Below are 26,054 nucleotides of genomic sequence, written 5' to 3'. Positions count from 1 at the left end.
TCACACCCTTTTAAACCAAATGTCTTTTGCATATTCAGAAATTGTTCTATCAGAAGAAAAAAATCCTGAATTAGCTATATTAACCAAAGACATTGTATTCCATTTTTCTTTATCACGATATAGTTTGTTTATATTTGCTTGAGCTTGCCCATAATTTTCAAAATCCCTCAATACAAAGTATTCATCATTGTAAGTGGTAAGTGAATTATAAATACTTCTACCTTCTTCACCTAGGTTAGGAATAAATCCATTTATTAAGTCATCTACTACTCTTTTTATATCCATGTTAGAATGATACAAGTCAAGTGAAGAATATCCACCAAACTTATTATAATTAAGTACTTGCTCTGCACTAAGTCCAAATAAAAACATATTTTCTTTTCCTACTTGTTCACATATTTCTACATTTGCACCATCTAATGTTGCTAAAGTTATAGCACCATTCATCATAAACTTCATATTACTTGTTCCTGATGCTTCTTTTGTTGTCGTTGAAATTTGTTCACTCACATTTGCTGCTGGTATTATTATCTCTGCTAATGATACACCATAATTCTCTATAAATACGACTTTTAACTTGTCCTTTACTCTAACATCATTATTTATAGTACTTGCAACTGAATTTATAAATTTAATTATGCACTTGGCTAAATAATATCCTGGTGCAGCTTTTGCTCCAAATATAAAAGTTCTTGGGTCAATATTTAAATTAGGATTGTCAAGTAATTCATGATACATATGGAGTACATTAAAAATATTCAATAGCTGCCTTTTATAAGCATGCAACCTCTTAACCTGAACATCAAATATAGAATTAGGGTCGATATTTAAATCGTATTTATCATTTATAAAATTTGCTAAATTTACTTTATTATTGTATTTTATATCATCAAGTCTTTTTAAAACAGAAGAATCATTTTTAAATTTTTCAATATTCTTTAGCTGTAAAGTATCTGTTTTCCATGAATCACCAATTAAATCTGTTATTAAATTGCTAAGTTGCGGATTTGAACTTATAAGCCATCGTCTATGTGCAATTCCATTAGTTTTATTGTTAAATTTATTTGGTTCGTCTTGATAAAAATCTTTTAAAACTTCTGTTTCAAGAATTTGAGTATGAAGCTTAGCAACTCCATTTACACTGTGACTTGTTACAATACATAAATTTGCCATATTTATGTTGTCCCAGTCTATTATACTCATTCTTCTTATTTTATCTTGGTCATATCCTTTATTATTTAATTCTTCTACATACCTTCTGTTTATTTCTTCTATTATCATATAAATTCTTGGTAATAACTCTTTTATCATACTTACAGGCCACTTTTCCATTGCTTCTGACATTATAGTATGATTAGTATAAGATACTGTTTTTTTAGTTATCTGCCATGCTTCATCCCAAGATAAGCCTTCTTCATCAAGTAAAATTCTCATAAGTTCTGGTATACACAAGGTAGGATGTGTATCATTTATATGAATTGCCACCTTATCAAATAAATTACTGATGTTTAGTTTATTCTTTTTATACTTCCTTATTATATCTTGTACACCTGCACTTACAAAGAAATACTCTTGCTTCAGTCTCAATAATTTTCCTGCATAATTTGAATCATCAGGATACAACACCTGTGAAATTTCTTCAGTATAGTACTTGTGTTTTAGAGCCTCTTCATAACTTCCTGAATAATTTAGAGCATTTGAAGTAAGTTCTCCAAAGTCTCTTTTTGGTATCTCACTTTTAAATAATCTTAAAGTATTGATACACTGATTTTGGTATCCGATTATTGGTATATCATAAGGCATTGCCATTACAGGAAGATAGTTTTTATGGACTACTTTTAAATGGCTTCCCTCCTTAATCAACTCTACTTCTCCACCAAACTTTACCATCGTCGCTTCATTTGGTCTTACAGTTTCCCATGCATAACGTCCTTCTGTAAGCCAGTTATCAGGTACTTCGACCTGATAACCATTTACAAATTTTTGTTCAAATAAACCGTATTTATATCTAATTCCATATCCTTGACCACTTATGTTCAAAGATGCCATAGAATCTAAAAAACATGCTGCTAATCTTCCAAGACCACCATTCCCTATGGCTGGGTCTACCTCAGCTTTGATTAAATCATCTAAGTTAATTCCTAATTCTAGTAATCCTTCTCTAACTTCTTCTTCAATATTTAAATTTAGTAAATTAGATTTTAATTGTCTTCCTATTAAAAACTCTAGACTAAAATAATAAACCTCTTTTTTCTTATCTAATTTCGTAGCAACCCATTTTTTTGCTATTTCATCTTTCAGTAGACTACATAATACATTTAACAATTGTTCATCAGTAGCTTCCTTGATAGACTGTGCATATAAGCTATACATTTTCACTTCAAATTTTTGCTTGAATTTCTTTTTGCTTATTGTTACCAAAAAAACCACTCCTTTAATCACATATGTCTCTATATGTTTCTATATACTCCTTAGCTGATTTTTTCCAACTATTATCAGTATTCATTGCATTCTCAACTACTTTAATCCATTTTTCTTTATCTTTAAAAACTTTAATTGCATTTTGCAAACAGAAAAACATCTCATGAGCATTGTAATTTTTAAAACTAAATCCATTACCTTCTCCAGTAAATTGATTGTAAGGTATTACAGTATCTTTAAGTCCTCCAGTTTCTCTAACTACTGGTAAAGAACCATATCTCATAGCTAGCATTTGACCTATACCACAAGGTTCAAATAGTGATGGCATCAAGAATATATCACTTGCAGCATAAATTTGTTGAGCCAACGATGCATTGAATGTAATTCTAGCAGATACTTTATCTGAAAAATTAGAATCATAATAATTAAACATTGATTGATATTGATGTTCCCCAGTTCCTAAAATGACAATTTGTAAATCTTCCCTCATAAGCTCAGGCATCATATAGGCTATTAAATCAAATCCTTTTTGAGAAACTAGTCTTGAAACTATCCCTATTAATGGAATAGATGAATCCTTTTTTAATCCTAATATATCTTGTAATCTTAATTTATTTTCCAATTTTTTCTCAATAGAATTTACATTGTAATTGACAAATATATCCTTATCTTTCTCAGGGTTATTCAGGTCATAATCTATGCCATTTAATATCCCTTTTAATTTGCCTGATTCCTTTCTAAGCAAACCATCTAATTGTTCTCCATAAAAAGATGTTTGTATCTCATTTGCATAAGTAGGACTAACAGTTATAACTTTATCTGCAAAATTTATTCCAGCTTTCATAAAATTTATTGAACCATAATACTCTATATCTCCATTATCAAAATATTTTTCAGGTAAATCTAATATATCATTTAAGACATACTTATCAAATACACCTTGATATTGTAGATTATGTATAGTATACATAGTTTTTATATTTTTATACCCCTCAAGGGTTGCATATCTCTCTTTTAAAATTAATGGCAACATACCTGTGTGCCAATCATTTATATGTATTACATCTGGATAAAAGTCAATTCTACTTATAGCTTCTAAGACAGCATCTGTAAAGAATGTATATCTTTCTGCATCATCTCCATACCCATAAATACTCTTTCTCTCATCTTCTCTTCTAAAATAAAATTCATTGTCTATAAAATAAAATTTAACACCATCTAGTTCCATTTCTAAAAGACCACAATATTGATTTCTCCATCCAACGCGTACACTAAAAACGGCTATTTCTTTTAATTGATCTTTTAAATAACTTGGTATAGTTGAATATTTAGGCATTATTACCCTTACATCTACACCTTCTTTTTTTAATTCTTTAGGCAATGCATAAGATACATCTCCTAATCCTCCAGTTTTAGCAAAGGGCCAACACTCTGCTGTTACATAAAAAACCTTCACTAGCTATTCCCCCTTCTAAAAAATATTTTTATATATTCGTATTTTTTTCTACTACAATAGGATATTTTTCATCTCCTTTTAACTCTTTTCCTTTTGATACACTTGTATTTTTATCTAGTATTGCATTATATAGTTTTGCATTTGACTTTATTACACAATTTTGCATTACTATTGAGTTTTCTATAACTGTTCCTTTTTCAACATTAACTTTTCTAAATATAATGCTATCTTTTACAGTACCTTCTATTAAGCAACCTGATGCTATAAAACTATTTTCTACCTTTGCACTATCTGTGTAAATTGTAGGTGACTCATTCTTTTCTTTAGTAAATATTTTTCTTTCAGAATACAGTAATTCATCAGCCACTTCTATTTCTAATAAATCTTTGCTCATTTGAAAATATGATTCAACAGAATTTACACATTTCAAATATCCTGTATACTCATAAGCTCCTATTTTCATATTTTCTGCTTCTTCAACAATGAACTCTTCTAAATAACAATAATTCCCTTTATTTACAATATTATATATACATTCTACAAAATCTTCACGTTTCATAATATATGTTTCCATACATATATTTGCTCTAGGGAATTTTCCTAAATTATTTCCTACATTTATTACTCTGTTATTACTATCTAAGTTTAAGGTTAGATTACCAGCAAAATCTTTATTTGCATTGTTTACATTTTTATATATTATAGTTATATCATTATGAGATTTTTTATGGTACTCCAAAGCCTGAGAGTAATCTAGGTTACATAACATATAACTTGGAGCTATTAAAATATATTCTTCTTCACTTTTCTCTATATAATCAAGATTAGCTAGTATTGTGTATATATCTCCTTCTCTATGTGAGTAAGTATTTCTATACTTAGTATTTTCTGGGCTAAAAATTGATAAACCACCCTTTTTTCTACTTAAATCCCAATCTTTTCCACTACCTATATGGTCTGTCAATGATCTATACTTTTCTTTTGCGAATATTCCAACTTTTGTGATTCCTGAATTTATCATATTAGATAGAGCAAAATCTATTATTCTATATCTTCCAGCTATTGGTGTAGAAGCTATCGGTCTTCCATAATTAAGTTTATTTATTGCAGGGTCTCCTTTTTTGTTTAAATTTATTATACCTAAACATTCATTTCTCATCTTAAAGACCTCCTTCTATTAATACGCATCTAGGCTCTATATTTTCATATTCAGAAACTACATTTATCTCACTATTTACATTTTTTATCTGAACATTGTCATTTATAGTTGCACATTCACCTATCATAGCTTTTTCTATAGTTACATTTTCTCCTATTACAACATTTGGCATGATTACTGAATCAATTACTTTACTTCCTTTTCCAACAACAACTCCATGTGATAATACAGAGTTTCCTACTTCTCCTAAAATTCTACAACCATCAGCTATCATTGATCTATGAACATTTGCACTTTTGCCTATATATTGAGGAGGCATTGCCATTGTATTTGTATATATCTTCCATTTAGGGTCTGATAAATCCAGTGTTTCTGGAGATTTAATTATATCCATATTTGCATCCCATAAACTTTGTATAGTTCCTACGTCTCTCCAATACCCTTTAAATGGATATGCATACATTCCAACATTATCCTCTAACATTTTAGGTATTAAATTCTTTCCAAAATCATCATAATTTATATCTGAATTTTTTTCTGCTTCTTTAAAATAACTTCTCAACATTTTCCAATCAAATATGTATACTCCCATAGATGCCAAATTACTTTTAGGTTCACCTGGCTTTTCTTCAAATTCATAAATACTTGAATCTTCATTTGTATTCATTATGCCAAATCTAGAAGCTTCATCCCAAGGTACTTCAATTACTGCAATCGTAGCCTTAGAGCCTTTTTCTTTATGAAATTTTAGCATTTTACTATAATCCATCTTATATATATGGTCACCAGATAATATTAATACATATTCTGGATTATAGGTATCTACAAAATCCATATTCTGATATATAGCATGTGCTGTACCATTATACCAATTTCCCTCTTTTTCATTCATGAATGGTTGTAATACATATACTCCACCATTTATTCTGTCTAAATCCCAATGACTTCCCATACCTATATGAGAATTTAATATCAGTGGTCTATATTGAGTTAAAACACCTACAGTATCTATACCAGAATTTGAACAATTACTTAAAACAAAGTCAATAATTCTGTACTTTCCTCCAAATGATACAGCTGGTTTTGCAATTCTCTTTGTGAAAACTCCAAGTCTTGAACCTTGCCCCCCTGCCAAAATCATAGCTAACATCTCTTTTTTCATTTAATGACACTCCCCTCATCTAGTAATTAATATTTATAATTGCATTTTTACCTTTATAAACTTTTAGTCAATAAATGTTGTGTATAAATTTTGCCCAAATGATAATGTAATAAGAGTAAAATAATATAAACTATACAATTTCTATAATGTATACCCCATAATTACTTTATTGAAGTATACATTATTTTCCATAAGTGCTATAGTACTTATAATATTCAATTCCTAGTTAGAAAATAATATAAACATTTATTTTATAGATATAAAAAATATTTTTTATAAATCAATTTATATCATACAAACATACTTAAATTTTTATGCTTTTTTGATTTGATAATAATAGAACATAATATGACATGATTATCTAAAAATCTTTAAATAATTACTAGCTAATTTTATTTTTTGTTATTTGCTCATCTATGATTAAATCAGTGAATTATAAAATTTTAGTTCTATTGTTAGACATATTCATTATGTTTGATATTTTTATAACTATATATGTTATCAATATAAATATCCAAATTAAAGTTACTTTCTTTTCCTATATGTTTTATTTAATATTATATAACACTTTTTACATTAGTAAAGGGTAAATTGTATAAAAATTCTGTTAATTTATTTTTAAAATCGCGTTTTATAAATAAAAACAAAGAAGAAGACCTAAAAAACTATAAGTCTTCTTCTTTTCAATGTGCATTCTATACTATATTTAATTAATTCGACATTTAATTTCCATTTCCTTCCTACTATAAAAAACTCTTTTATTTTTTTAATGAATCATTTCCACTAAATGCATCTTTTACATCTAATATATCATTTTTATCATCACTCATGACTTCTTTTATTCCTTTGAATGTTCCTAAGAAATTAACTGCTTCTGAAGGTAAAACCAATTTTGTTGACTTACCTTCAGCCATTTTTTCAAGTGCTTCCATAGATTTTAATGCTAAGATATTATTGTCAATGTCAGACTCTTTCATAGCTGAAAATACTAATTTCAAACCTTCTGCAGTAGCCATTTGAGTTCTTTTAATCATTTCAGCTTCACCTTGTGCTTTAGCAATAGCTGTTTGTCTTATAGCCTCAGCTTCACCTTCTGCTACCAATATAGCAGACTCTTTTTCTCCTTCTGCTACACGTACCATAGCTTCTTTTCTTGCTTCTGCTGTTAATATAGCAGATTGTTTTTCTCCTTCTGCTTGTAATATAGCAGCTGACTTATTACCTTCTGCTTGAAGTATTGCTTCTCTTCTTTCTCTTTCCGCTCTCATTTGCTTTTCCATCGCAACTTGAATATCATGAGGAGGCATTATGTTCTTTAACTCTACTCTATTTACTTTTATTCCCCATTTATCTGTTGCTTCATCAAGGATTGTTCTCATTTTTACATTTATTATATCTCTTGATGTTAGTGTTTCATCTAAATCAAGTTCACCAATTATATTTCTTAAAGTTGTAGCTGTTAGATTTTCAATAGCAGCTATTGGATTTGCTATTTCAAATACATATCTAACTGGGTCTGTAACTTTATAATATACAACTGTATCAATCTGCATAGTTACATTATCTTTAGTTATAACTGGCTGAGGTGGGAAATCTATTACAATTTCTCTCAAGTCAATCACATATGCCATTTTATCTAAAAATGGTATCAAGAAATGTACTCCTGTTTCAGCCACTTTTTGAAACTTACCAAGTCGCATTATTATACCTACTTTAGATTGTTTTATTACTCTTATACAAGTTAAACTTATTGCTACTACTACTATTATTAATACAATACTTAAAACAACTTTCATGCCCATAAATATATCCTCCTTTTATTTTATTGATTCGTCACACTAGTTGCAGAATTTACTTTTTTAACAACTAGTTTTACCCCTTCTATTTTTAATACTTCTACTGTAGAACCCTTATCAATCTTTTCATCATCTATAGAAATAGCAGTCCATGTTTCATGTTCAACTACAACTAAACCAGTTTGATTTGGAGAAATTTCCTCTGTAACAACACCTTTTTTAGATATCATTGCTTGTAAATTGGTATTAGATTTATAAGTTTTATCTTTTTTTACAATTTTCTTAGTAGCTACAACTAACATAGCTATAGAAATTACAGCAAATATTAAAACTTGTAAAAATATACTCTTTATAAAAGTACTTAAAAATATAAGTATTACTGCTCCCACACTAAACCATATTAGTGTTAAGCTTGGAGTCAACATTTCTGCTATTCCAAATAAGACTGCTACTATTAACCATATCAACTTCATACTATCTACCCTCTTTTCATATGAATTATCAAACACTATATAAATCATATTCTTTATACAATATATTTGAATATGATTTTAAACAATCAACCAAAAACCAATAAAATAAGTCAATTTGAGATTAATTTAATAGTATTATATCAGCATACTTTGTTAAAGTTGTTACAAAGTAGTATCAAATATTAGTAATTAAATAATCAAAAACTTGTTCATTGTTAACGAAATGTTACTTATTAAATCTGTTGCATTTACTGTATACATACTTTTTCCTAACTTATCTCCTATATAACCATGTACATATGCTCCACTCACTGTAGCTTCAAGTATATCCATACCTTGACCTACAAAAGAAGTAATCATACCAAGTAAACAGTCTCCCATTCCACCAGTTGCCATACAACTATTTCCTGTAGGATTTATATATGTTTCTTTACCATCTGTTATGATAGTTTGATATCCTTTTAAAAGGACAACTACATTGTATTTTTGAGCAAATTCTTTTGCCACATCTACTCTATGTTCTCTTATATACCCAATTGAGTCACCTGTCAACCTGGCCATTTCTCCCAGATGTGGAGTAATTACAAACTTATTTTTCCACTCTAAAAACTTATAGCATCTATCCTTCATAACATTTAATCCATCTGCATCCAATATTATTGGACAACTAGAGTTTTCTACTACTCTAAGTAATCTCTCAAAAGTTTTGTGATTATCTCCCATTCCTGGACCAAAACCAATTGCATTGCTAGAGCTCAATAGTTTATCAACTCTCTCTTCTTCAAAATTTACAGTCATTGCTTCAGTGAGTCTAATAGATACTTTTTCTTGTACATCTTTACTACTAATCAAAGTTACAAGACCACTTCCACTTTTAACAGCAGATTCAGTTGCTATGAAACTAGCCCCATAAAATCCTTTTGAGCCTGCAACTATAGATACTTTTCCAAAATCACTTTTAAATCCATTCTTATCTCTTCTTCTAATATTATTTTTTACAAAACTCTCATCAGTTATGAATTCATCATTATGGTATTTTCTTGTAATAAAATCTGGAATACCTATTTTTTCTACAATTACATCCCCAATAAGTGAGTTTACATCATAATTTAAAAAACCTCTTTTATAAAACTCAAAACTAATTGTTTTTTTTGCTTTAATACAAATTCCAAGTATACTTCCTTTGTCACTATCTATACCAGATGGTATATCTATAGAATATGTATTTTTGCTGTTATCATTTACTATATCAATTACTTCTTTAAAAATACCAGTTATTTCTCTCTTTAGTCCTGTTCCAAATATTGCATCTATTACAACATCACTTTTAGATACTGCTTCCTTAAACATTGTTAAATTTTTATTTTTAATTATACTCTGTTTTTCTGTTTCAATAATTTCATCTACTTTATTTTTATTTATATAGTCATTATATTCCTCGCTTAAATCATTTTTATCAATATTTATAATATTAATCCCCATATTTAAAAGTATATTATAATTGATTTTAGAACATTCACTTAGTTTCTTGATATTACCAATTAAAAAGACATTTACATTTTTTTCTTTTAGCTTTAAATGTCTTGCTATTCCAAGACCATCTCCACCATTATTTCCAACACCACATACAATTGTATAATCATTATATATATCTATATCCATGTTTCTCATTGCAGATATTACTGCATTTTCCATCAATACAATCATTGGAATTCCCAATTCTTCTACGCATGCATTATCAACACTTCTACTTAAATTCGCTGTACCTATCAACACATATCATCACTCCTATAAAATTAAATACTTCCTAAAATATTTAAATAAAAACATATAAATATCTACTGAAGTCTTTTTAATCTTGTAAACATTTTGAATAAAAACATCAAAAATAAGATTCCTAAAAATAATTAAAAAAATAATAAAAATTCTGAATTGAAATAATCATTCAATTTATTATATCATATAATTTTGGTCATTATATTACTTCAAAATCTATTTTCATTAATTCTATAAAAAGTTTACCTTTTGCTCAATTTGTTTCTAAAATCCAAATGAATTTTAATTTTTATTTATAAATTAAAAGTTAAGAAAACTACCCAATCCTATACATAAAACTTTTTTTATTCGAACTCAATTTTCTGACAATTTAATAATTTTTCAAAATTTATTGTTGACTTTTATTTTTTACTGTATTAAACTAATTACTATACAAAATATAAAACAAAATTTTCAAAATTATTAAATTAAAAGGAGAGGTAAATATGAAGACTTTATTAAACAAACAAGTACGATTTTTTAGTAGCCAATTTAGTTAGGGTTTGTAGCTAAGTTAAGACAAATTGTCATAACATAGATACAGACCCCTTAGGATTACCATTTTTAAGGATTGTATCTATGTTGGCTATAGTGATTGTTGTTAAAGTTTTTATTTTATCATCATATTATAGAGAGCCACATGGATTATACTGTGTGGCTCATTCGTGTTTTTGCCATACAGTTATATGTACTGTGTGGTTTTTTTATATCCAAAATTTAATTTTCAATTATATTTAAAAAATTATTTTAAAATATTTTCAAAGGGGTGTTTTATTTATGTCAGGTATTATATCTGTAATGACGCAAAGTTTAATTTTATCAATCATGGCACTGGGGGTTTATATAACTTACAAAATCTTAGATTTTCCCGATATGTCTGCTGATGGTAGCTACACAATGGGAGCTTCTATTGTAGCATTTTCTCTTACTAATGGGATTTCTCCTATAGTAGCAACTTTAATGGCTATTTTATGTGGTTGTATTGCTGGTCTTGTAACTGGTATACTTCACATTAAATTTAAAATATCTAACTTACTTTCTGGTATTTTAGTTATGGGAATGCTCTACTCTATCAACCTAAGAATAATGGGAAAATCAAATATCCCACTATTTAGTTTTAAACATTTATTCAATGGAGAAATATCTCCTATAGTTTTAGCTCTAGCATTTGTACTTATCTGTAAAGTACTTTTGGATTTATTCTTAAAGACAGGTCTTGGATACACTCTAAAAGGTGTTGGTGACAACTCTCAAATGATTAAATCTTTGGGTATAAACATCGGTTCTATAAAAATATTAGGGCTTATGATTTCAAATGGACTTATAGCTTTATCTGGTAGTTTGATGGCTCAATTCTTAGGATTCTCAGACGTAAATATGGGTATCGGAACTTTAGTACTTGGAATTGCATCTATCATAATTGGTATTACATTATTTAAGAAATTTACTTTTATTAAAAATACTACTGCAATAATTGTTGGTTCTTTCATATACCAATTCACTATATACTTTGCAATGAGTTTAGGTATGTTATCAACTGATTTAAAACTAATAACTGCCATAGTTATAATAGCTTTCTTAGCTACTGGTAACTTAAATATCTCACTAAAAAAAACAAGTGCAAGGCTAGTACCAAAAATAAATCTGAAAAAAGAGGTGTTATAGATGTTACAAATTAAAAATATTTCAAAGAGTTTCCCAAATCCATATGGTCAACCTAATACTATATTTGAAAATTTATCCCTTAGTATAGAAGACGGTGAATTTGTAAGTATCATAGGTAGTAATGGAACTGGTAAATCTACTTTATTAAATATAATATCGGGATTATTAAAAGAATCCTCTGGTGAAATCACTCTAGATAATACTAATATAACAAATTTAGCTGAACACAAAAGAACTCAAATAGTAAGTAGAGTTTTTCAAGACCCAAGCTTAGGAACTTGTCCTTCTATGACAGTTAGAGAAAATTTATCTTTGGCTCTTAATAAGGGGAAATTGCTAAATTTAAAGAGATGTCTCCGTCATAAAACAAATGACTTAGAGCACTTACTTGAAGGAATTTCTCTAGATTTAAAAAAATACTTAGATATCAAAGTACAATATCTTTCAGGAGGTCAAAGACAATCACTTTCACTAATTATGTCTAGTTTAGCAAGCCCTAAGATTCTATTATTAGATGAGCATACAGCAGCACTTGACCCAAAGACATCAAATGAAGTAATTGAATTAACTGATAAAATTATAAGAGAAAAAAATATAACTACACTTATGGTAACTCACAACTTAAAGCATGCACTTCAATATGGAGATAGATTGATAATGCTCCATAAAGGTGAAGTGGTCTTAGATGTAAAGGGAAAAGAAAAAGAAGAATTAACAGTTGAAGAAATCTTAGAAAAATTTGAATATGCTGTTTAAAAGTATGTATTATGATAATTTAATTTTAGCTTAGTTACAAATTAGTTTATTTATAAAATAATTGTAAAATCATAATATTTTTAGCAATACTACAATAATTCATATGAATATATGAACATATATAACAATAAAATTTTTGAGGGGGATATAAAAATGATTAATAAAAAAAGATTGGTAAGTTTAATTTTAGCTGGTACTCTTGGAATATCTATGCTCACTGGATGTTCTCAAAATGGAGGCTCAGATGCTTCAAAAGACAATGAAAAAACAGACAAGAAAGAAATAAAAAATATAGGAATCACTCAATTAGTAGAACATCCATCTTTAGATAAGGCAAAACAGGGATTCATAAAAGCACTAGAAGATAAAGGTTATAAGGATGGAGATAATATAAAAATAGACTTCCAAAATGCACAAAATGATATGCCTACTACACAAAGTATTGCAAGTAAATTCGTATCTGATAAAAAAGATTTGATATATGCTATATCTACACCTTCAGCTCAAGCAGCTTATAATGCTACTAAAGATATACCTATAATCATGACTGCTGTTACAGACCCTGTAGAGGCTGGCTTGGTTAAATCTCTTGAAAAACCAGGTGGAAACGTTTCAGGTACATCAGATTATCTTTCAATTGATAAAACACTTGAATTGGTTAAAACTTTAACTCCAAAAGCAAAGAAAATAGGCGTTATATACAATACTAGTGAAGTTAATTCAAAAATACAAGTTGATTCTCTACATGATTATGCTAAGAAAAATAATTATGAAGTTGTTGAAAAAGGAATCAGTTCTTCAAGTGAAGTTAACCAAGCTATTTCTAGTTTAGTTGGCAAAATAGATGTTTTATATGTTCCTACTGATAATTTAATAGTTTCTTCTATGCCTATAGTTTCTAAAGTAGCTAACGAAAACAAAATACCTATAATAGCTTCTGAAGAAGGCTCTGTATCATCTGGTGCTTTAGCTTGTTGTGGAATAGACTATGAAAAACTAGGTTACAAGGCTGGAGAACTTGCTATTGAAGTGTTAGAGGGTAAATCTGTTGGTGATATACCTGTTGCTATGTTAGATGAAACTGAAATAATAATCAATGAAGATACACTAAAAGCACTTGACATGCAAAAGCTATCAGCAGATAATATAAAGTATATAAAGTCAGATAAAAATGCAAAATCTGCAGAGTAAAATGTAGTAAATTCAAAAAAGTAGGTAATATGAAAACTTTATATAGTAAGTACTCTTATCCACCCTAACCCTTTGAAAATTGTACTTATTGTAGCAATTTATTGCATATAAAGTTATTCATTTTCCATAAAGTCGTCTATTTTGACGACAGATTATGAAAGTTATATAACTTTCTAATCATTATTTGAGCTGTCTAAATAGAAATTTAAATTTCTTAGACAGCTTTTTTTTATAAATTTTAATATCTACAGCTTTATCTTCATTCCACATTTTTCTTTAATTAAATATTTTTTCACAAAATTCCCATTCAATTTATAAGTTTAGGATAACGTTTTTTCCAATTGATACATTTTCTTTTAAAAATTCCAAGTATACACTATGTAGTATCTTAATTAAATTTAGCAGTTGACTTTTATTATTGTATAATTTATAATTTATAACAAGTCAAGAATACATATAATTTTCTGACTAATTAAAATATTAAAAGGGAGAGATAATTATGAATACTTTATTAAACAATAAAAAATATTATTATTACTATAGCCACTATTTCTAGGGTTTGTACCTACGTTTTAACATAGATACAGACCCCTTAAGACTAGCAAAACTTTGGGATTGTATCTATGTAGGCTATATTGTTTATAGAGTTTTCATTTAACTATATAAGAGCCACATAGATTATACTATGTGGCTTATTCGTGTTTTTACCACATAGTTGTTTATACTATGTGGTTTTTTTATATACAAAATTAACAAATAATTAAAATTATAAAAATATTTTTAAAGGAGTGTTTTATTTATGTCAGGTATTATATCTGTAATGACGCAAAGTTTAATTTTATCAATCATGGCACTGGGGGTTTATATAACTTACAAAATCTTAGATTTTCCCGATATGTCTGCTGATGGTAGCTACACAATGGGAGCTTCTATTGTAGCATTTTCTCTTACTAATGGGATTTCTCCTATAGTAGCAACTTTAATGGCTATTTTATGTGGTTGTATTGCTGGTCTTGTAACTGGTATACTTCACATTAAATTTAAAATATCTAACTTACTTTCTGGTATTTTAGTTATGGGAATGCTCTACTCTATCAACCTAAGAATAATGGGAAAATCAAATATCCCACTATTTAGTTTTAAGCATTTATTCAATGGAGAAATATCTCCTATAGTTTTAGCTCTAGCATTTGTACTTATCTGTAAAGTACTTTTGGATTTATTCTTAAAGACAGGTCTTGGATACACTCTAAAAGGTGTTGGTGACAACTCTCAAATGATTAAATCTTTGGGTATAAACATCGGTTCTATAAAAATATTAGGGCTTATGATTTCAAATGGACTTATAGCTTTATCTGGTAGTTTGATGGCTCAATTCTTAGGATTCTCAGATGTAAATATGGGTATCGGAACTTTAGTACTTGGAATTGCTTCTATCATAATTGGTATTACATTATTTAAGAAATTCACTTTCATTAAAAATACTACTGCAATAATTGTTGGTTCTTTCATATACCAATTCACTATATACTTTGCAATGAGTTTAGGTATGTTATCAACTGATTTAAAACTGATAACTGCCATAGTTATAATAGCTTTCTTAGCTACTGGTAACTTAAATATCTCACTAAAAAAAAACAAGTACAAGGCTAGTACCAAAAATAAATCTGAAAAAAGAGGTGTTATAGATGTTACAAATTAAAAATCTTTCAAAGAGTTTCCCAAATCCATACGGTCAACCTAATACTATATTTGAAAATTTATCAATTGACATAGAAGACGGTGAATTTGTAAGTATCATAGGTAGCAATGGAACTGGTAAATCCACTTTATTAAATATAATATCGGGTCTTATAAAAGAATCTTCTGGTCAAGTATTATTAAATAAACACAATTTATCTAATTTGGCTGAACATAGAAGAACTCAAATAGTAAGTAGAGTTTTTCAAGACCCAAGTTTAGGAACTTGTCCCTCTATGACAGTTAGAGAAAATTTATCTTTGGCTCTTAATAAAGGTAAGTTATTAAATCTAAAAAAATGTCTTCGTTATAAAAGAGATTTTCTAGAAAATTTATTAGAAGGAGTTTCTCTAGATTTAAAAAAATACCTAGACGTACAAGTACAATTTTTATCAGGAGGTCAAAGACAATCACTTTCACTAATTATGTCATGCTTAACAAGTCCTTCAGTTTTATTACTTGATGAGCATACAGCAGCTCTTGACCCAAAGACATCAAATGAGGTAATTGAATTAACCGATAAAATTGTAAGAGAAAAAAATATAACTACACTTATGGTAACTCACAACTTAAAGCATGCTCTTCAATATGGAGATAGATTAATTATGCTCCATAAAGGTGAAGTGGTCTTAGATGTAAAGGGAAAAGAAAAAGAAGAATTAACAGTTGAAGAAATCTTAGAAAAATTTGAATATGCTGTTTAAAAGTATATATTATGATAATTTAATTTTAGCTTACTTACAAATTAGTTTATTTATAAAATAATTTTAAAGTCATAATATTTTTAGCAATACTACAACCATTCATATGAATATATGAACATATATAATAATAAAAAATTTTTGAGGGGGATATAAAAATGATTAATAAAAAAAGATTGGTAAGTTTAATTTTAGCTGGTGCTCTTGGAATATCTATGCTTACAGGATGTTCACAAGGTGGAGACTCTAGCAATTCTAAACAAGAAAATAACTCTAAAGACAAAGAAGTTAAAAAAATTGGTATAACTCAATTGGTTGAACATCCAGCATTAGATGCTACTAAAACAGGATTTGTAAAAGCCTTAGAAAAAAATGGATTTAAAGATGGAGAAAATATTGATATAGATTTCCAAAATGCTCAAAATGATATGCCTACTACACAAAGTATTGCAAGTAAATTTGCATCTGATAAAAAGGACTTAATATTTGCAATATCTACTCCATCTGCTCAAGCAGCTTATAATGCAACTAAGGATATACCTATACTTATAACTGCTGTCAGTGACCCTGTCGCTGCTGGCTTAGTTAAATCAATTGAAAAACCAGGTGGAAATGTATCTGGAACATCAGACTTTGTTTCTGTAGAAAAAGGATTAGAACTACTTAAAATATTTGCTCCTAAAGCAAAGACTATAGGAGTTATGTACAATACTAGTGAAGTTAATTCAAAAGTTCAAGTTGATGCTTTAAAAGAATATGCTTCTAAAAATGGTTTTAAAGTTGTTGAAAAAGGAATAACTACTTCAAATGAAGTCAATCAGGGAATTTCTAGCTTAGTTGGTAAGATAGATGTTTTATATGTTCCTACTGACAACTTAGTAGCTTCTTCTATGCCAATAGTTTCTAAAATAGCTACTGAAAATAAGATTCCAGTTATAGCAGCTGAATCTGGTCCAGTTGAAAAAGGTGCTCTTGCTTGTCAAGGTATAAACTATGAAAAACTTGGTTACAAAACAGGTGAAATGGCTGTTAAAATTTTAAATGGTGAATCAGTTTCTGATATGCCTGTAGCTACATCAGATGATACAGATATCATTGTTAATGAAGATATACTAAAAGCTTTAGGTATGGAAAAACCTTCTAATGAAAATATTTCTTATGTAAAAACTAAACAAGAATAAATATAATAGATTTTTATGAGGGAGTGGTCAAAATGAAGTCCAGTAAGTTGATAAATTTAATTTTAATTGGTGTTCTTAGTGTATCTACCATTACAGGTTGTTCTAAAAATAATGAAGGTGAGTCAAATAAATCATCTGATAAAAATAATGAAATTAAAAAAATTGGTATTACTCAATTAGTTGAGCATCAAGCTTTAGATGCATCCAGAGAAGGATTCATTAAAGCTCTAGAAGATAATGGATTTAAAGATGGTAAAAATATAGAAATAGATTATCAAAATGCTCAAAATGATATGCCTACTACACAAACTATAGCTAGTAAATTTGTTTCTGATAAAAAAGATTTGATATTTGCTATATCTACTCCATCTGCTCAGGCATCATACAATGCTACTAAAGATATACCTATACTTATAACTGCTGTAACTGACCCTGTTTCAGCTGGATTTGCAGATTCTTTAGATAAACCAGGTAAAAATGTTTCTGGAACTTCTAATTTTACACCTATTGATAAGAGTTTAAAGGCTCTTGATATACTAATCCCACAAGCAAAGACTATAGGTGTTATATATAATACTAGTGAGGTAAATTCTAAAGTTCAAGTTGATAACTTGAAGAAATATGCAAATGATAAAGGTCTTAAAGTTGTTGAAAAAGGAATTAGTTCTTCTAGTGAAATAAATCAAGCTGCTTCTAGTTTAATGGGTAGCGTAAATGTTATTTATGCTCCTACAGATAATTTACTTGCATCTTCTATGCCTATCGTTTCTCAACTTGCTACTAAAAATAAAATACCTATAATAGCTGCAGAGGAAGGTATGGTAAAAGGTGGAGCATTAGCTTGCCAAGGTATAGATTATGAAAAATTAGGTTATAAGACTGGTGAGATGGCTGTTAAGGTCCTAAAAGGAGAATCTAAAGTTTCAGATATGCCTATAACAAGTTTAGAAGAAACTAATTTAATTATTAATGAAGATACTCTAAAGGCACTTTCTCTAGATAAACCTTCTGACAAGAACATAGTTTATATTAAAACTGAAAATAAATAATTTGACCACTCTAATTAATATAAAATATGAAAATAAAGTAAAATTTAATGATATTTTTATATACAATCAATATGCCTGTTTCTATGAATCTTTCCAAACATAAAAACAGGCATATATTTTTATTTTAATATATTGTCTATTCAATTTTACATTGATATATTTCTTATCCAAAGATAATATATTAATAATCTTAACTTATTTATATAAATAAAATTATTCTTCTATATGTTTTATTACTCTACATGGATTTCCAACGGCTACAGTATTTGATGGTATATCTTTTGTCACTACACTTCCTGCACCTATTACCACATTATCACCTATAGTAACTCCTGGAGTTATAATCACGCCTCCACCTATCCATGCATTATCTCCTATCTTTACAGGTGAACCATACTCTATTCCTGAAATTCTAAGCTGTGCCTCAATTGGATGATAAGCTGTATAAATTTGAACATTTGGAGCTAACATTACATTATCACCAATTTCAATTTTACATACATCTAAAAAAATACAGTCATAGTTTGCAAAGAAATTTTCACCTACATGTATATTATATCCATAGTCACACCTTATATTTTGTTCAACATTTATTTGATTCCCAACTGAACCAAATAGTTTTTTTAAAATATCCACTCTTTTTTCATATTCATCTTCCAAAGAGTTATTAAACAACCTAGTTAATTTTTTACAATACTCTCTTTCTTTTACTAGCAATTCATCATTTGCATAGTAACCTTTCCCTGACAACATTTTTTCTTTTTCAGTCATATAAATTACTCCTTTTCTTTGCAATTGTACTTAAAGCAAAATAAATATTCCTGTGGAAAATCTAAATAAATGCTGTCTCCCTTATCAAATTTCATTTTGTTTTTTTCTAATTCTATCTGAATAGGCATACTTTTGCTAGATAAATTATTGTTTATAGCATATATAGTGTATGTAAATGGATTTTCTATAATGTTAATTAGTCTAAAACATAACTTGCCATCTAAATTTTCACTAGAATCTAAAACCTTAATATGATGCTCTCTGATTCCCACATATTCTATATTATCACCTATGTTTCCAGTTAATGTCAACTTACATCCCCAATCTGTAGCATAAATAGTATTGTTATCTATTCTATTTAATCGAGATATATTTTTACATCCTGTTATTTTTGCTTCTATAAGATATTTTGGAGACTCAAATAGTTCTTTTTTAGGTCTTTTTGGAAGACCTTCTCCTTTATTATAAACCATAATATCATCACAAACTCGGTAAGCTTCTTCAATATCATGAGTAACAAACAATATATCTCCCTTATAATCTTTTAACATATTCATAAGTTCTTTTTCCATATTACTTCTCAAATGATGGTCTAATGCAGAAAAAGGTTCATCTAAAAGTAGTATATCTGGAGATGTAGCTAAGGCTCTAGCTAGTGCTACTCTTTGTTGCTGACCACCAGATAATTGCCAAGGGTATCGACCCTCAAATCCATTTAATTTAAGTATTTCTAAATATTTCATTATTATTTCCTTTTTTTCATCTTTACTTAACTTTGAAAGACCAAGTTCGATATTTTGGCTTACAGTCATGTGAGGAAATAATGCATAGTTTTGAAATAAAAAACCAATGTTTCTTTCTTGTGTTGATAAATTTATCTTTTTTTCAGAATCAAACAATACTCTTTCATTTAATATAATCTTACCTCTTGTAGGTTTTTCAAGTCCTGCTATACATTTTAATGTCATACTTTTTCCAGAACCAGATTCACCTAAAAATCCTAAAATTCCTTTTTCCTGTTCAATTTTTACTTTTAATTTAAAAGAGGATAAATCTTTTTCAATATCTACATATAAACTCAACTATCTGCACCTCTTTCCTATTATTTTCTGCTGGAATTCTGACCAATAATTTAATAATAAAATCATTGCTATAGATATCGCTACAATAATCATAACCCACATCATAGCTTTATTCATATCTCCACCTTCAACTGCAAAAAATATAGCGATTGGCATAGTTTGAGTTTTTCCAGGTATATTTCCAGCTATCATAAGTGTAGCACCAAATTCTCCAAGTGCTCTAGCAAACGACAACACAAGTCCACCTATTATCCCAGGCCAAGCTAATGGTACTGCAATCTTTAAAAAAACTTTCCATTCATTAAGACCTAAGGTTCTAGCAGCAGACAACATGTTGCTATCAATTTGTTCAAAAGCTGACCTTGAAGTTCTATACATCATAGGAAAAGATACTACTACTGCTGAGATTACAGTTGCTGTCCAGCTAAATATTAAGGTTTTATCAAAATTCAGTAAAAATTTACCTACAAAGCCATTTTTCCCACATAACAACAATAAAAAGAATCCAACAACTGTGGGTGGCAAAATTAATGGAAGTGTAAAGATACCATCTATAATACCTTTCCACTTACCTCTATAGTTAGCCATAATATATGACACAAATATTCCTATTATAAAAGTTATTATCGTTGACAAAAAAGCTGTCTTAAGTGATATCCATAAAGGTGACCAATCTGTCCCCATTTTTTCCCTCCTTAATTTAAATGGAAATAGTGAAATTAATAAATATATTAATTTCACTATTTCCATTTTATTATAATATACAATTATTTTCAATTTTCATTTATTTATATACAACTTCTTTTTAATTACATATAAATTATTTGTAAGCTTATTCTACTTTTTTATATCCAAATTCCTCAAAAATCTTTTGTCCTGCATCACTCAACAGGAATTCTTCAAATTTCTTAGCAGCATCTGCATTTTTACTAGCTTCAATTACTGCAACTGGATATGTAATAGGTGAATGAGTTTTTTCATCTGTTTTCTCAACTACTTTTATTTTATCATTATTCACAGTGTCACTAAAATAAACGAATCCAACATCTGCATTACCTGATTGCACCCATGCTAAAACCTCTTTTACATCTTTTGCAAACACCAATTTATCTTTTAATGTCTCTTTTAAATTTAAATTAGTTAATACTTCATCTGCATATTTACCTGCTGGAACACTTTCAGCCTCTCCAACTGCAATTTTCTTTACTTTATCTGTAGTTAAGTCTTTCATACTAGATACATCACTACCAGCTGAAGAAATAAGAACTAAATCATTTTTAACTAAATCTTTCATAGTATCAGAAACCAATAACTTTTCTTCATCTAAAGCTTTCATTTGTTTCTGACCTGCTGAAATAAATAAATCACATGGTGCACCTTGTTCTATTTGCTGTTGAAGTGAACCTGATGCTCCATAGTTAACTGTAAGCTTTACATTGGAATCAACTTTTTTGTATTCTTCTTCAATTTTTGCCATTGCTTCTTTTAAACTTGCAGCAGCAGATATGTTTAGTTCTACTGTCTCACTGCTTTTATTTGTTTTTTCTTCTTTACTATCATCTTTTGGACTTTCTTTACTACTACATCCAACTGTCCCCAAAGTTAAACATGCAACTAATCCTAATATTCCCAATATTTTTTTCATAATACTCTCCCTTTTTGTAAATTTGATACATATTTTAATTCGTTTTATCATGTTTTATCACGTTTTGTTATGTATAACTTAATTATATATACCTGCTAATAAATTTTCAAGTAAATTATTTATATTACTTTTAAATATTTTTCTACATTTTTCTTTTTTTAATGTTAAAATAACCTTATATGGAGGTGGATTATGGACTCATTATCATCTTTGACACCTGTTGAAGTAGCTGAATTATTAAAGATAACAAAAAATACTGTATATGAATTAATCAAAAGAGGTGAACTTCCTTCTTACAAAGTAGGTAAAAAAATAAGAGTTGATATTAAAGATGTCGAAGAATATATCAACAATCAAAAAACTGGTAAAATTAAAGATACACATTTTAACAATAAAAATATAGATATTGATAATAATTGTAAAATTATTATTTCTGGTCAAGATGTAATATTAGACATTTTAGCTAGGTCTGTTGAAAAAAGATTAGATAGAGTAAATACATTTCGCTCTTATATAGGAAGTTATAATGCTTTATATGAATTATATAATGGCAGGGTTTCTATAGCATCATCCCATCTATGGGATTTTGAAACAGACGAATATAATAGTACTTTTGTTAAAAAACTATTGCCAGGAATCCCATGTGTACTTATAAATCTAGCATATAGAATGCAAGGTTTTTATGTTGCTAAAGGAAATCCTAAGGAAATAAAAGGTTGGAATGATTTAACCAGACCAAATATAACACTTGTAAATCGAGAAAAAGGGGCTGGAACTAGAGTTTTGCTTGATGGCAAACTTAGACTTTTAAATTTTAATGGCACTGATATAAATGGTTATTATAATGAAGAATTATCGCATTTAGGTGTAGCAAGCAAGGTTTCTCGTGGTATAGCTGATGTTGGATTAGGCAATGAAAAAGCTGCTCTACAAGTAAACAATATTGACTTTATTCCTCTTCACAAGGAACGTTATGATTTGGTTATTAAAAAAGAAGACTTGAAAAAACCTGTCTACCAAACTATAATTAGTATAATTAATTCAGCTGAATTTAAGGCCGAACTTCAAGGTCTTGGTGGATATGATTTGATTGACACAGGCAAAATCATAGCAGAAGTTTAAAAATAAAAATCGCAATCTATTTTTACATGACTTATAAATTAATTGTAAAGTAAATTGCGATTTTTATGTATGCCAAAAACGTACATCAAAAAATTCAGTCTATCATAAAAACCTATATTGTTCATTTTGGTAGCCACATATAAAATTCAATATACTAAATAGTTAAATATATTAATATATATTTACATAATAGTAATTTTCCTTAATGTAGATTAACGTATTATGTGTTTTTGATATGAATAATTTTCCTATCTTGTATACATGCGGTAAAATAAATGAGTTTAATAGGTTATATACAAAGTTGCTTTCTTCTTGTATCTTCTCAACTAATAAATTATTAATAAAATTATCTTTTTCATTTTCAATAACTTCACTCCAATTTATTTTAACTTTTAATATGTATCTTCCAACTAAGTATACACATTCTGTAACAAATAACAATAATACTATATAATCAGCTCCTCCTGATTGATATAAACTTCCTGATACTAAGGGTTTAGCAAAAAAGTTATAAAAATTTAAAGTATCTCCTGTATAGTCAAAAAATATTAATAGTAATCCCAAAACTCTTAATACTCTCATATTCAACATGCCTTTTTCTTTATTATTTTTGTTTTTCATATATACTACCTCTCTTTTCGTTAGATTTTATTGTATATAATACTAACTCTTTTATTTGAGGTACAGGTGAATTTAATTGGTAGTTATTTTCATTTTCATAATCAATTAATTCATATTAAATATTTGTATTTAATATGAAAAATAGCTTATTTATTTTGTAATAAAATAAATAAGCTATTAAAATATACAACTAATTTCTATTAATTGATAATACTACTATCTATAAACCTAAAAATTCTATTGAAATATGCTCTACTATCAGAGTCATATCCAGCAACATGTTCAATACCTTCTATGAGCCATAGCTCTTTTTTATTATGCTTGACTAAGTCATACATGGTTTGGCTATTTTGATAATTACAAACAGTGTCTTTTGTTCCATGTATAAATAGTATAGGAACATTACTCTTTTCGATTGCCTTATATGGTTCTACATCACTATACCAAAATCCAGATTTAAATTTATTATACACATCCCCACATGCTACGACATAATTTACTAATACATTTGGTATATGTTTTTCTATTACTCCCATTCTAATGGCATCCTTCATTTCAGAATATGGAGAATCCAATATATAAAAATCGACCTCTTGACTTTCTGAGTTTATAGCTGTATGCATAGCAGCTGTTCCTGCACCCATAGAAAATCCATGGATTCCCAATTTACCATCTGGGAATTTATTTTTTACAAACTTAACTATACTATCTAAATCATATCTCTCATAAAGACCAAATGTATAATTGTCGCCTCCACTATTACCAGTATTTCTTTGATTGTAAATCAATACATTATAACCTTTATCTAAGTATTCATATGCTATTTTTAGCATTTCATAGTGATTACTTCCCATTCCATGAACAATTATAATAGTATTTTTTGTTTTTATATTTGAATTCATAAAAAGACTTTCAAGTTTGTAATTATTAGAGCTTTGTATCATCAGCTCATCTGTCTTGTAGTTTTTCAATTTATCTAAGGGCTTATCTTTCCTCTTAGAAAATACTTTTAATACATCTTCTTTTTTTATTAACTGTTCTGAGCCAACTGAACTATCGTACACCAATTTGCCAAATATATACGATATGATTAACGGTATTAACAGAAATACAACTGATACAATTATTACCTTATTTCTTAAACTAATATAATTCTTAAAACTATTTTTCATATTTATTTACCATTTAATTTTCCTATATTTTGTTTTTTAAAAGTAATACAATCGCTACTTATACTACTCTTATGATTTCTATTATACCTATTAATCTACTAAAATTACAAATTATATTTTATCAATCATTAATATTTATAAGCTATTGCCTTATCTAATAAATATTACTAGATACTTTATTGGCAAGTGCTATCTAAATATTCTTCTATATTTTTCTTCTTCCTCTTCTGTGAATACATTAAATACAACTTTTAAATTTTTCTCAGGATTTTCTTTTAGCCATAATCTCACTCTATTTACAGCAAGATTAGCTGCTTCTTTTTTTGGATATCCAAATACCCCTGTAGAAATACCACAAAAAACGATATTCTTTATTTCATCAATTTCTCTTATAGTATTTAGAGATGATTTGTAGCAATGTAGTAATTGTTTTTCCTGTTCTTTGCTTGGCTGACCACCAGATACAATAGGTCCAACAGTGTGTACTACAAATTTTGCAGGTAGACAATAACCTCTAGTTATTTTAGCATCTCCTGTATATTCTAAATGTCCTTGTTTTTTTATTATTTTATCACAATCTTCTCTAAGTCTAGGACCTGCGCATGAATGTATCTCATTATCTACACATAAATGTAATGGTTGTAAACATCCTAATAGCTTATTGTTTGCAGCATTTACTATTGCATCTGCTTTTAAATTAGTTATATTGCCTCTCCATATAGCAATGCCTTCCTCAACTTCTTCTATATCATTTACATCTACTAACTCTCTTTCTTCACATTCAATTAACAATAAGTTATGTAACATACTAAGTATCTCTGGAGCAATTTCTTTTGGTGGATATACATTAAGAAGTCCTCTAAGTATATCTCTAGGCTTAATTTCATCATTTGATAAATTGTATATTTTAGAAGGAACTTCTTTTGAAAAATATGCAATTAAAGTGTTTATATTTTTCTTTCTTTGTTCGTCAGTTAGAGGTTTGATACTTCTATCAAAATCCTCAAATAAGTTTACATCATCAGCATAATCTCTCCACTTCATAGCTATCTCTCCATTCTTTTATTTTAGAATTA

At 28.2% G+C, this 26,054-nt stretch carries 22 protein-coding genes; 8 read left to right on the top strand and 14 right to left on the bottom strand.

What is annotated here, in order from left to right; all coding sequences use genetic code 11:
• The 7 genes from IC175_RS09520 to IC175_RS09490 all read right to left on the bottom strand — a co-directional run bounded on the left by IC175_RS09520 (nucleotide 1) and on the right by IC175_RS09490 (nucleotide 10,243).
• Entirely contained in the window at nucleotides 1-2,421 is a 2,421-nt protein-coding gene (locus tag IC175_RS09520) for a glycogen/starch/alpha-glucan phosphorylase (protein ID WP_227824765.1), read from the bottom strand.
• Nucleotides 2,422-2,434: 13 nt separating this feature from the next.
• The gene (gene glgA / locus IC175_RS09515; protein ID WP_227824764.1) at nucleotides 2,435-3,877 is read right to left on the bottom strand and encodes a glycogen synthase GlgA; all 1,443 of its coding nucleotides are present in this window, start codon (nucleotides 3,875-3,877) and stop codon (nucleotides 2,435-2,437) included.
• Nucleotides 3,878-3,905: 28 nt separating this feature from the next.
• Nucleotides 3,906-5,036 (bottom strand): glucose-1-phosphate adenylyltransferase subunit GlgD, encoded by a 1,131-nt coding sequence (glgD, locus tag IC175_RS09510; RefSeq protein ID WP_227436767.1) that lies wholly within the window; start codon nucleotides 5,034-5,036, stop codon nucleotides 3,906-3,908.
• 1 nt (nucleotide 5,037) lies between these two features.
• The gene (locus tag IC175_RS09505; protein ID WP_227851458.1) at nucleotides 5,038-6,198 is read right to left on the bottom strand and encodes a glucose-1-phosphate adenylyltransferase; all 1,161 of its coding nucleotides are present in this window, start codon (nucleotides 6,196-6,198) and stop codon (nucleotides 5,038-5,040) included.
• Nucleotides 6,199-6,956: 758 nt separating this feature from the next.
• Nucleotides 6,957-8,000: an SPFH domain-containing protein gene (locus IC175_RS09500; protein ID WP_227436770.1), complete on the bottom strand. Its 1,044-nt coding sequence runs from the start codon at nucleotides 7,998-8,000 to the stop codon at nucleotides 6,957-6,959.
• Between the two features lie 20 nt (nucleotides 8,001-8,020).
• Nucleotides 8,021-8,467, bottom strand: a complete 447-nt coding sequence (locus IC175_RS09495; RefSeq protein WP_227436772.1) for an NfeD family protein — start codon at nucleotides 8,465-8,467, stop codon at nucleotides 8,021-8,023.
• A gap of 189 nt (nucleotides 8,468-8,656) precedes the next feature.
• Nucleotides 8,657-10,243, bottom strand: coding sequence for an NAD(P)H-hydrate dehydratase (locus IC175_RS09490; RefSeq protein ID WP_227824762.1), 1,587 nt, complete (start codon nucleotides 10,241-10,243; stop codon nucleotides 8,657-8,659).
• An 816-nt stretch (nucleotides 10,244-11,059) separates the two neighbouring features.
• Between IC175_RS09490 and IC175_RS09485 the strand changes: the two genes are divergently transcribed.
• From IC175_RS09485 to IC175_RS09455, 7 genes are all read left to right on the top strand, one after another.
• Entirely contained in the window at nucleotides 11,060-11,947 is an 888-nt protein-coding gene (locus IC175_RS09485; protein ID WP_227436775.1) for an ABC transporter permease subunit, read from the top strand.
• Nucleotides 11,948-12,703 carry an ABC transporter ATP-binding protein gene (locus tag IC175_RS09480; RefSeq protein ID WP_227824761.1) on the top strand — a complete coding sequence of 252 codons (756 nt, stop codon included), beginning with the start codon at nucleotides 11,948-11,950 and terminating at the stop codon, nucleotides 12,701-12,703.
• Nucleotides 12,704-12,856: 153 nt separating this feature from the next.
• On the top strand, nucleotides 12,857-13,894 hold the full coding sequence (locus IC175_RS09475; protein ID WP_227482958.1) for an ABC transporter substrate-binding protein: 1,038 nt from the start codon (nucleotides 12,857-12,859) through the stop codon (nucleotides 13,892-13,894).
• Nucleotides 13,895-14,693: 799 nt separating this feature from the next.
• Entirely contained in the window at nucleotides 14,694-15,596 is a 903-nt protein-coding gene (locus IC175_RS09470; protein WP_227482959.1) for an ABC transporter permease, read from the top strand.
• A complete protein-coding gene (locus IC175_RS09465) occupies nucleotides 15,583-16,338 on the top strand; it encodes an ABC transporter ATP-binding protein (RefSeq protein WP_227433316.1) in 756 nt (251 codons plus the stop codon). The genes IC175_RS09470 and IC175_RS09465 overlap by 14 nt, the downstream gene beginning before the upstream one ends.
• Before the next feature lie 155 nt (nucleotides 16,339-16,493).
• Nucleotides 16,494-17,516, top strand: a complete 1,023-nt coding sequence (locus tag IC175_RS09460; protein WP_227433317.1) for a CD0873 family tyrosine ABC transporter substrate-binding lipoprotein — start codon at nucleotides 16,494-16,496, stop codon at nucleotides 17,514-17,516.
• Between the two features lie 32 nt (nucleotides 17,517-17,548).
• A complete protein-coding gene (locus IC175_RS09455; RefSeq protein WP_227851457.1) occupies nucleotides 17,549-18,565 on the top strand; it encodes an ABC transporter substrate-binding protein in 1,017 nt (338 codons plus the stop codon).
• Nucleotides 18,566-18,778: 213 nt separating this feature from the next.
• Here the strand turns inward: IC175_RS09455 and IC175_RS09450 are convergent, their stop codons facing one another.
• From IC175_RS09450 to modA, 4 genes are all read right to left on the bottom strand, one after another.
• A complete protein-coding gene (locus tag IC175_RS09450; protein ID WP_227433319.1) occupies nucleotides 18,779-19,336 on the bottom strand; it encodes a sugar O-acetyltransferase in 558 nt (185 codons plus the stop codon).
• Between the two features lie 5 nt (nucleotides 19,337-19,341).
• Nucleotides 19,342-20,418, bottom strand: coding sequence for a sulfate/molybdate ABC transporter ATP-binding protein (locus tag IC175_RS09445; protein WP_227433320.1), 1,077 nt, complete (start codon nucleotides 20,416-20,418; stop codon nucleotides 19,342-19,344).
• On the bottom strand, nucleotides 20,419-21,102 hold the full coding sequence (gene modB, locus IC175_RS09440; protein ID WP_227433321.1) for a molybdate ABC transporter permease subunit: 684 nt from the start codon (nucleotides 21,100-21,102) through the stop codon (nucleotides 20,419-20,421).
• Nucleotides 21,103-21,250: 148 nt separating this feature from the next.
• Nucleotides 21,251-22,063, bottom strand: coding sequence for a molybdate ABC transporter substrate-binding protein (gene modA / locus IC175_RS09435; RefSeq protein WP_227482961.1), 813 nt, complete (start codon nucleotides 22,061-22,063; stop codon nucleotides 21,251-21,253).
• Between the two features lie 192 nt (nucleotides 22,064-22,255).
• Here modA and IC175_RS09430 point away from each other — a divergent pair, with 192 nt between their 5' ends.
• Complete coding sequence (locus IC175_RS09430) at nucleotides 22,256-23,185, top strand: helix-turn-helix transcriptional regulator (RefSeq protein ID WP_227835929.1); 930 nt, start codon at nucleotides 22,256-22,258, stop codon at nucleotides 23,183-23,185.
• Between the two features lie 171 nt (nucleotides 23,186-23,356).
• Here the strand turns inward: IC175_RS09430 and IC175_RS09425 are convergent, their stop codons facing one another.
• From IC175_RS09425 to IC175_RS09415, 3 genes are all read right to left on the bottom strand, one after another.
• Nucleotides 23,357-23,806, bottom strand: coding sequence for a hypothetical protein (locus tag IC175_RS09425; protein WP_227433324.1), 450 nt, complete (start codon nucleotides 23,804-23,806; stop codon nucleotides 23,357-23,359).
• 200 nt (nucleotides 23,807-24,006) lie between these two features.
• Nucleotides 24,007-24,978, bottom strand: a complete 972-nt coding sequence (locus IC175_RS09420; RefSeq protein ID WP_227433325.1) for an alpha/beta hydrolase — start codon at nucleotides 24,976-24,978, stop codon at nucleotides 24,007-24,009.
• A gap of 189 nt (nucleotides 24,979-25,167) precedes the next feature.
• Complete coding sequence (locus IC175_RS09415) at nucleotides 25,168-26,022, bottom strand: protein-ADP-ribose hydrolase (protein WP_227433326.1); 855 nt, start codon at nucleotides 26,020-26,022, stop codon at nucleotides 25,168-25,170.
• Between the last annotated feature and the right edge of the window lie 32 nt (nucleotides 26,023-26,054).

The organism is Clostridioides sp. ES-S-0123-01 (assembly GCF_020658415.1).
Lineage (GTDB): Bacteria > Bacillota > Clostridia > Peptostreptococcales > Peptostreptococcaceae > Clostridioides.
This window is presented reverse-complemented; position numbering and strand designations above follow the sequence as displayed.

Coding starts and splice junctions, on each gene's coding strand:
- glgD (WP_227436767.1), bottom strand. CDS start 5,036: ATGAGAAATGAATGTTTAGGTATAATAAATTTAAACAAAAAAGGAGAC.
- IC175_RS09505 (WP_227851458.1), bottom strand. CDS start 6,198: ATGAAAAAAGAGATGTTAGCTATGATTTTGGCAGGGGGGCAAGGTTCA.
- IC175_RS09500 (WP_227436770.1), bottom strand. CDS start 8,000: ATGGGCATGAAAGTTGTTTTAAGTATTGTATTAATAATAGTAGTAGTA.
- IC175_RS09495 (WP_227436772.1), bottom strand. CDS start 8,467: ATGAAGTTGATATGGTTAATAGTAGCAGTCTTATTTGGAATAGCAGAA.
- IC175_RS09485 (WP_227436775.1), top strand. CDS start 11,060: ATGTCAGGTATTATATCTGTAATGACGCAAAGTTTAATTTTATCAATC.
- IC175_RS09480 (WP_227824761.1), top strand. CDS start 11,948: ATGTTACAAATTAAAAATATTTCAAAGAGTTTCCCAAATCCATATGGT.
- IC175_RS09475 (WP_227482958.1), top strand. CDS start 12,857: ATGATTAATAAAAAAAGATTGGTAAGTTTAATTTTAGCTGGTACTCTT.
- IC175_RS09470 (WP_227482959.1), top strand. CDS start 14,694: ATGTCAGGTATTATATCTGTAATGACGCAAAGTTTAATTTTATCAATC.
- IC175_RS09465 (WP_227433316.1), top strand. CDS start 15,583: ATGTTACAAATTAAAAATCTTTCAAAGAGTTTCCCAAATCCATACGGT.
- IC175_RS09460 (WP_227433317.1), top strand. CDS start 16,494: ATGATTAATAAAAAAAGATTGGTAAGTTTAATTTTAGCTGGTGCTCTT.
- IC175_RS09455 (WP_227851457.1), top strand. CDS start 17,549: ATGAAGTCCAGTAAGTTGATAAATTTAATTTTAATTGGTGTTCTTAGT.
- IC175_RS09450 (WP_227433319.1), bottom strand. CDS start 19,336: ATGACTGAAAAAGAAAAAATGTTGTCAGGGAAAGGTTACTATGCAAAT.
- modB (WP_227433321.1), bottom strand. CDS start 21,102: ATGGGGACAGATTGGTCACCTTTATGGATATCACTTAAGACAGCTTTT.
- modA (WP_227482961.1), bottom strand. CDS start 22,063: ATGAAAAAAATATTGGGAATATTAGGATTAGTTGCATGTTTAACTTTG.
- IC175_RS09430 (WP_227835929.1), top strand. CDS start 22,256: ATGGACTCATTATCATCTTTGACACCTGTTGAAGTAGCTGAATTATTA.
- IC175_RS09425 (WP_227433324.1), bottom strand. CDS start 23,806: ATGAAAAACAAAAATAATAAAGAAAAAGGCATGTTGAATATGAGAGTA.
- IC175_RS09420 (WP_227433325.1), bottom strand. CDS start 24,978: ATGAAAAATAGTTTTAAGAATTATATTAGTTTAAGAAATAAGGTAATA.
- IC175_RS09415 (WP_227433326.1), bottom strand. CDS start 26,022: ATGAAGTGGAGAGATTATGCTGATGATGTAAACTTATTTGAGGATTTT.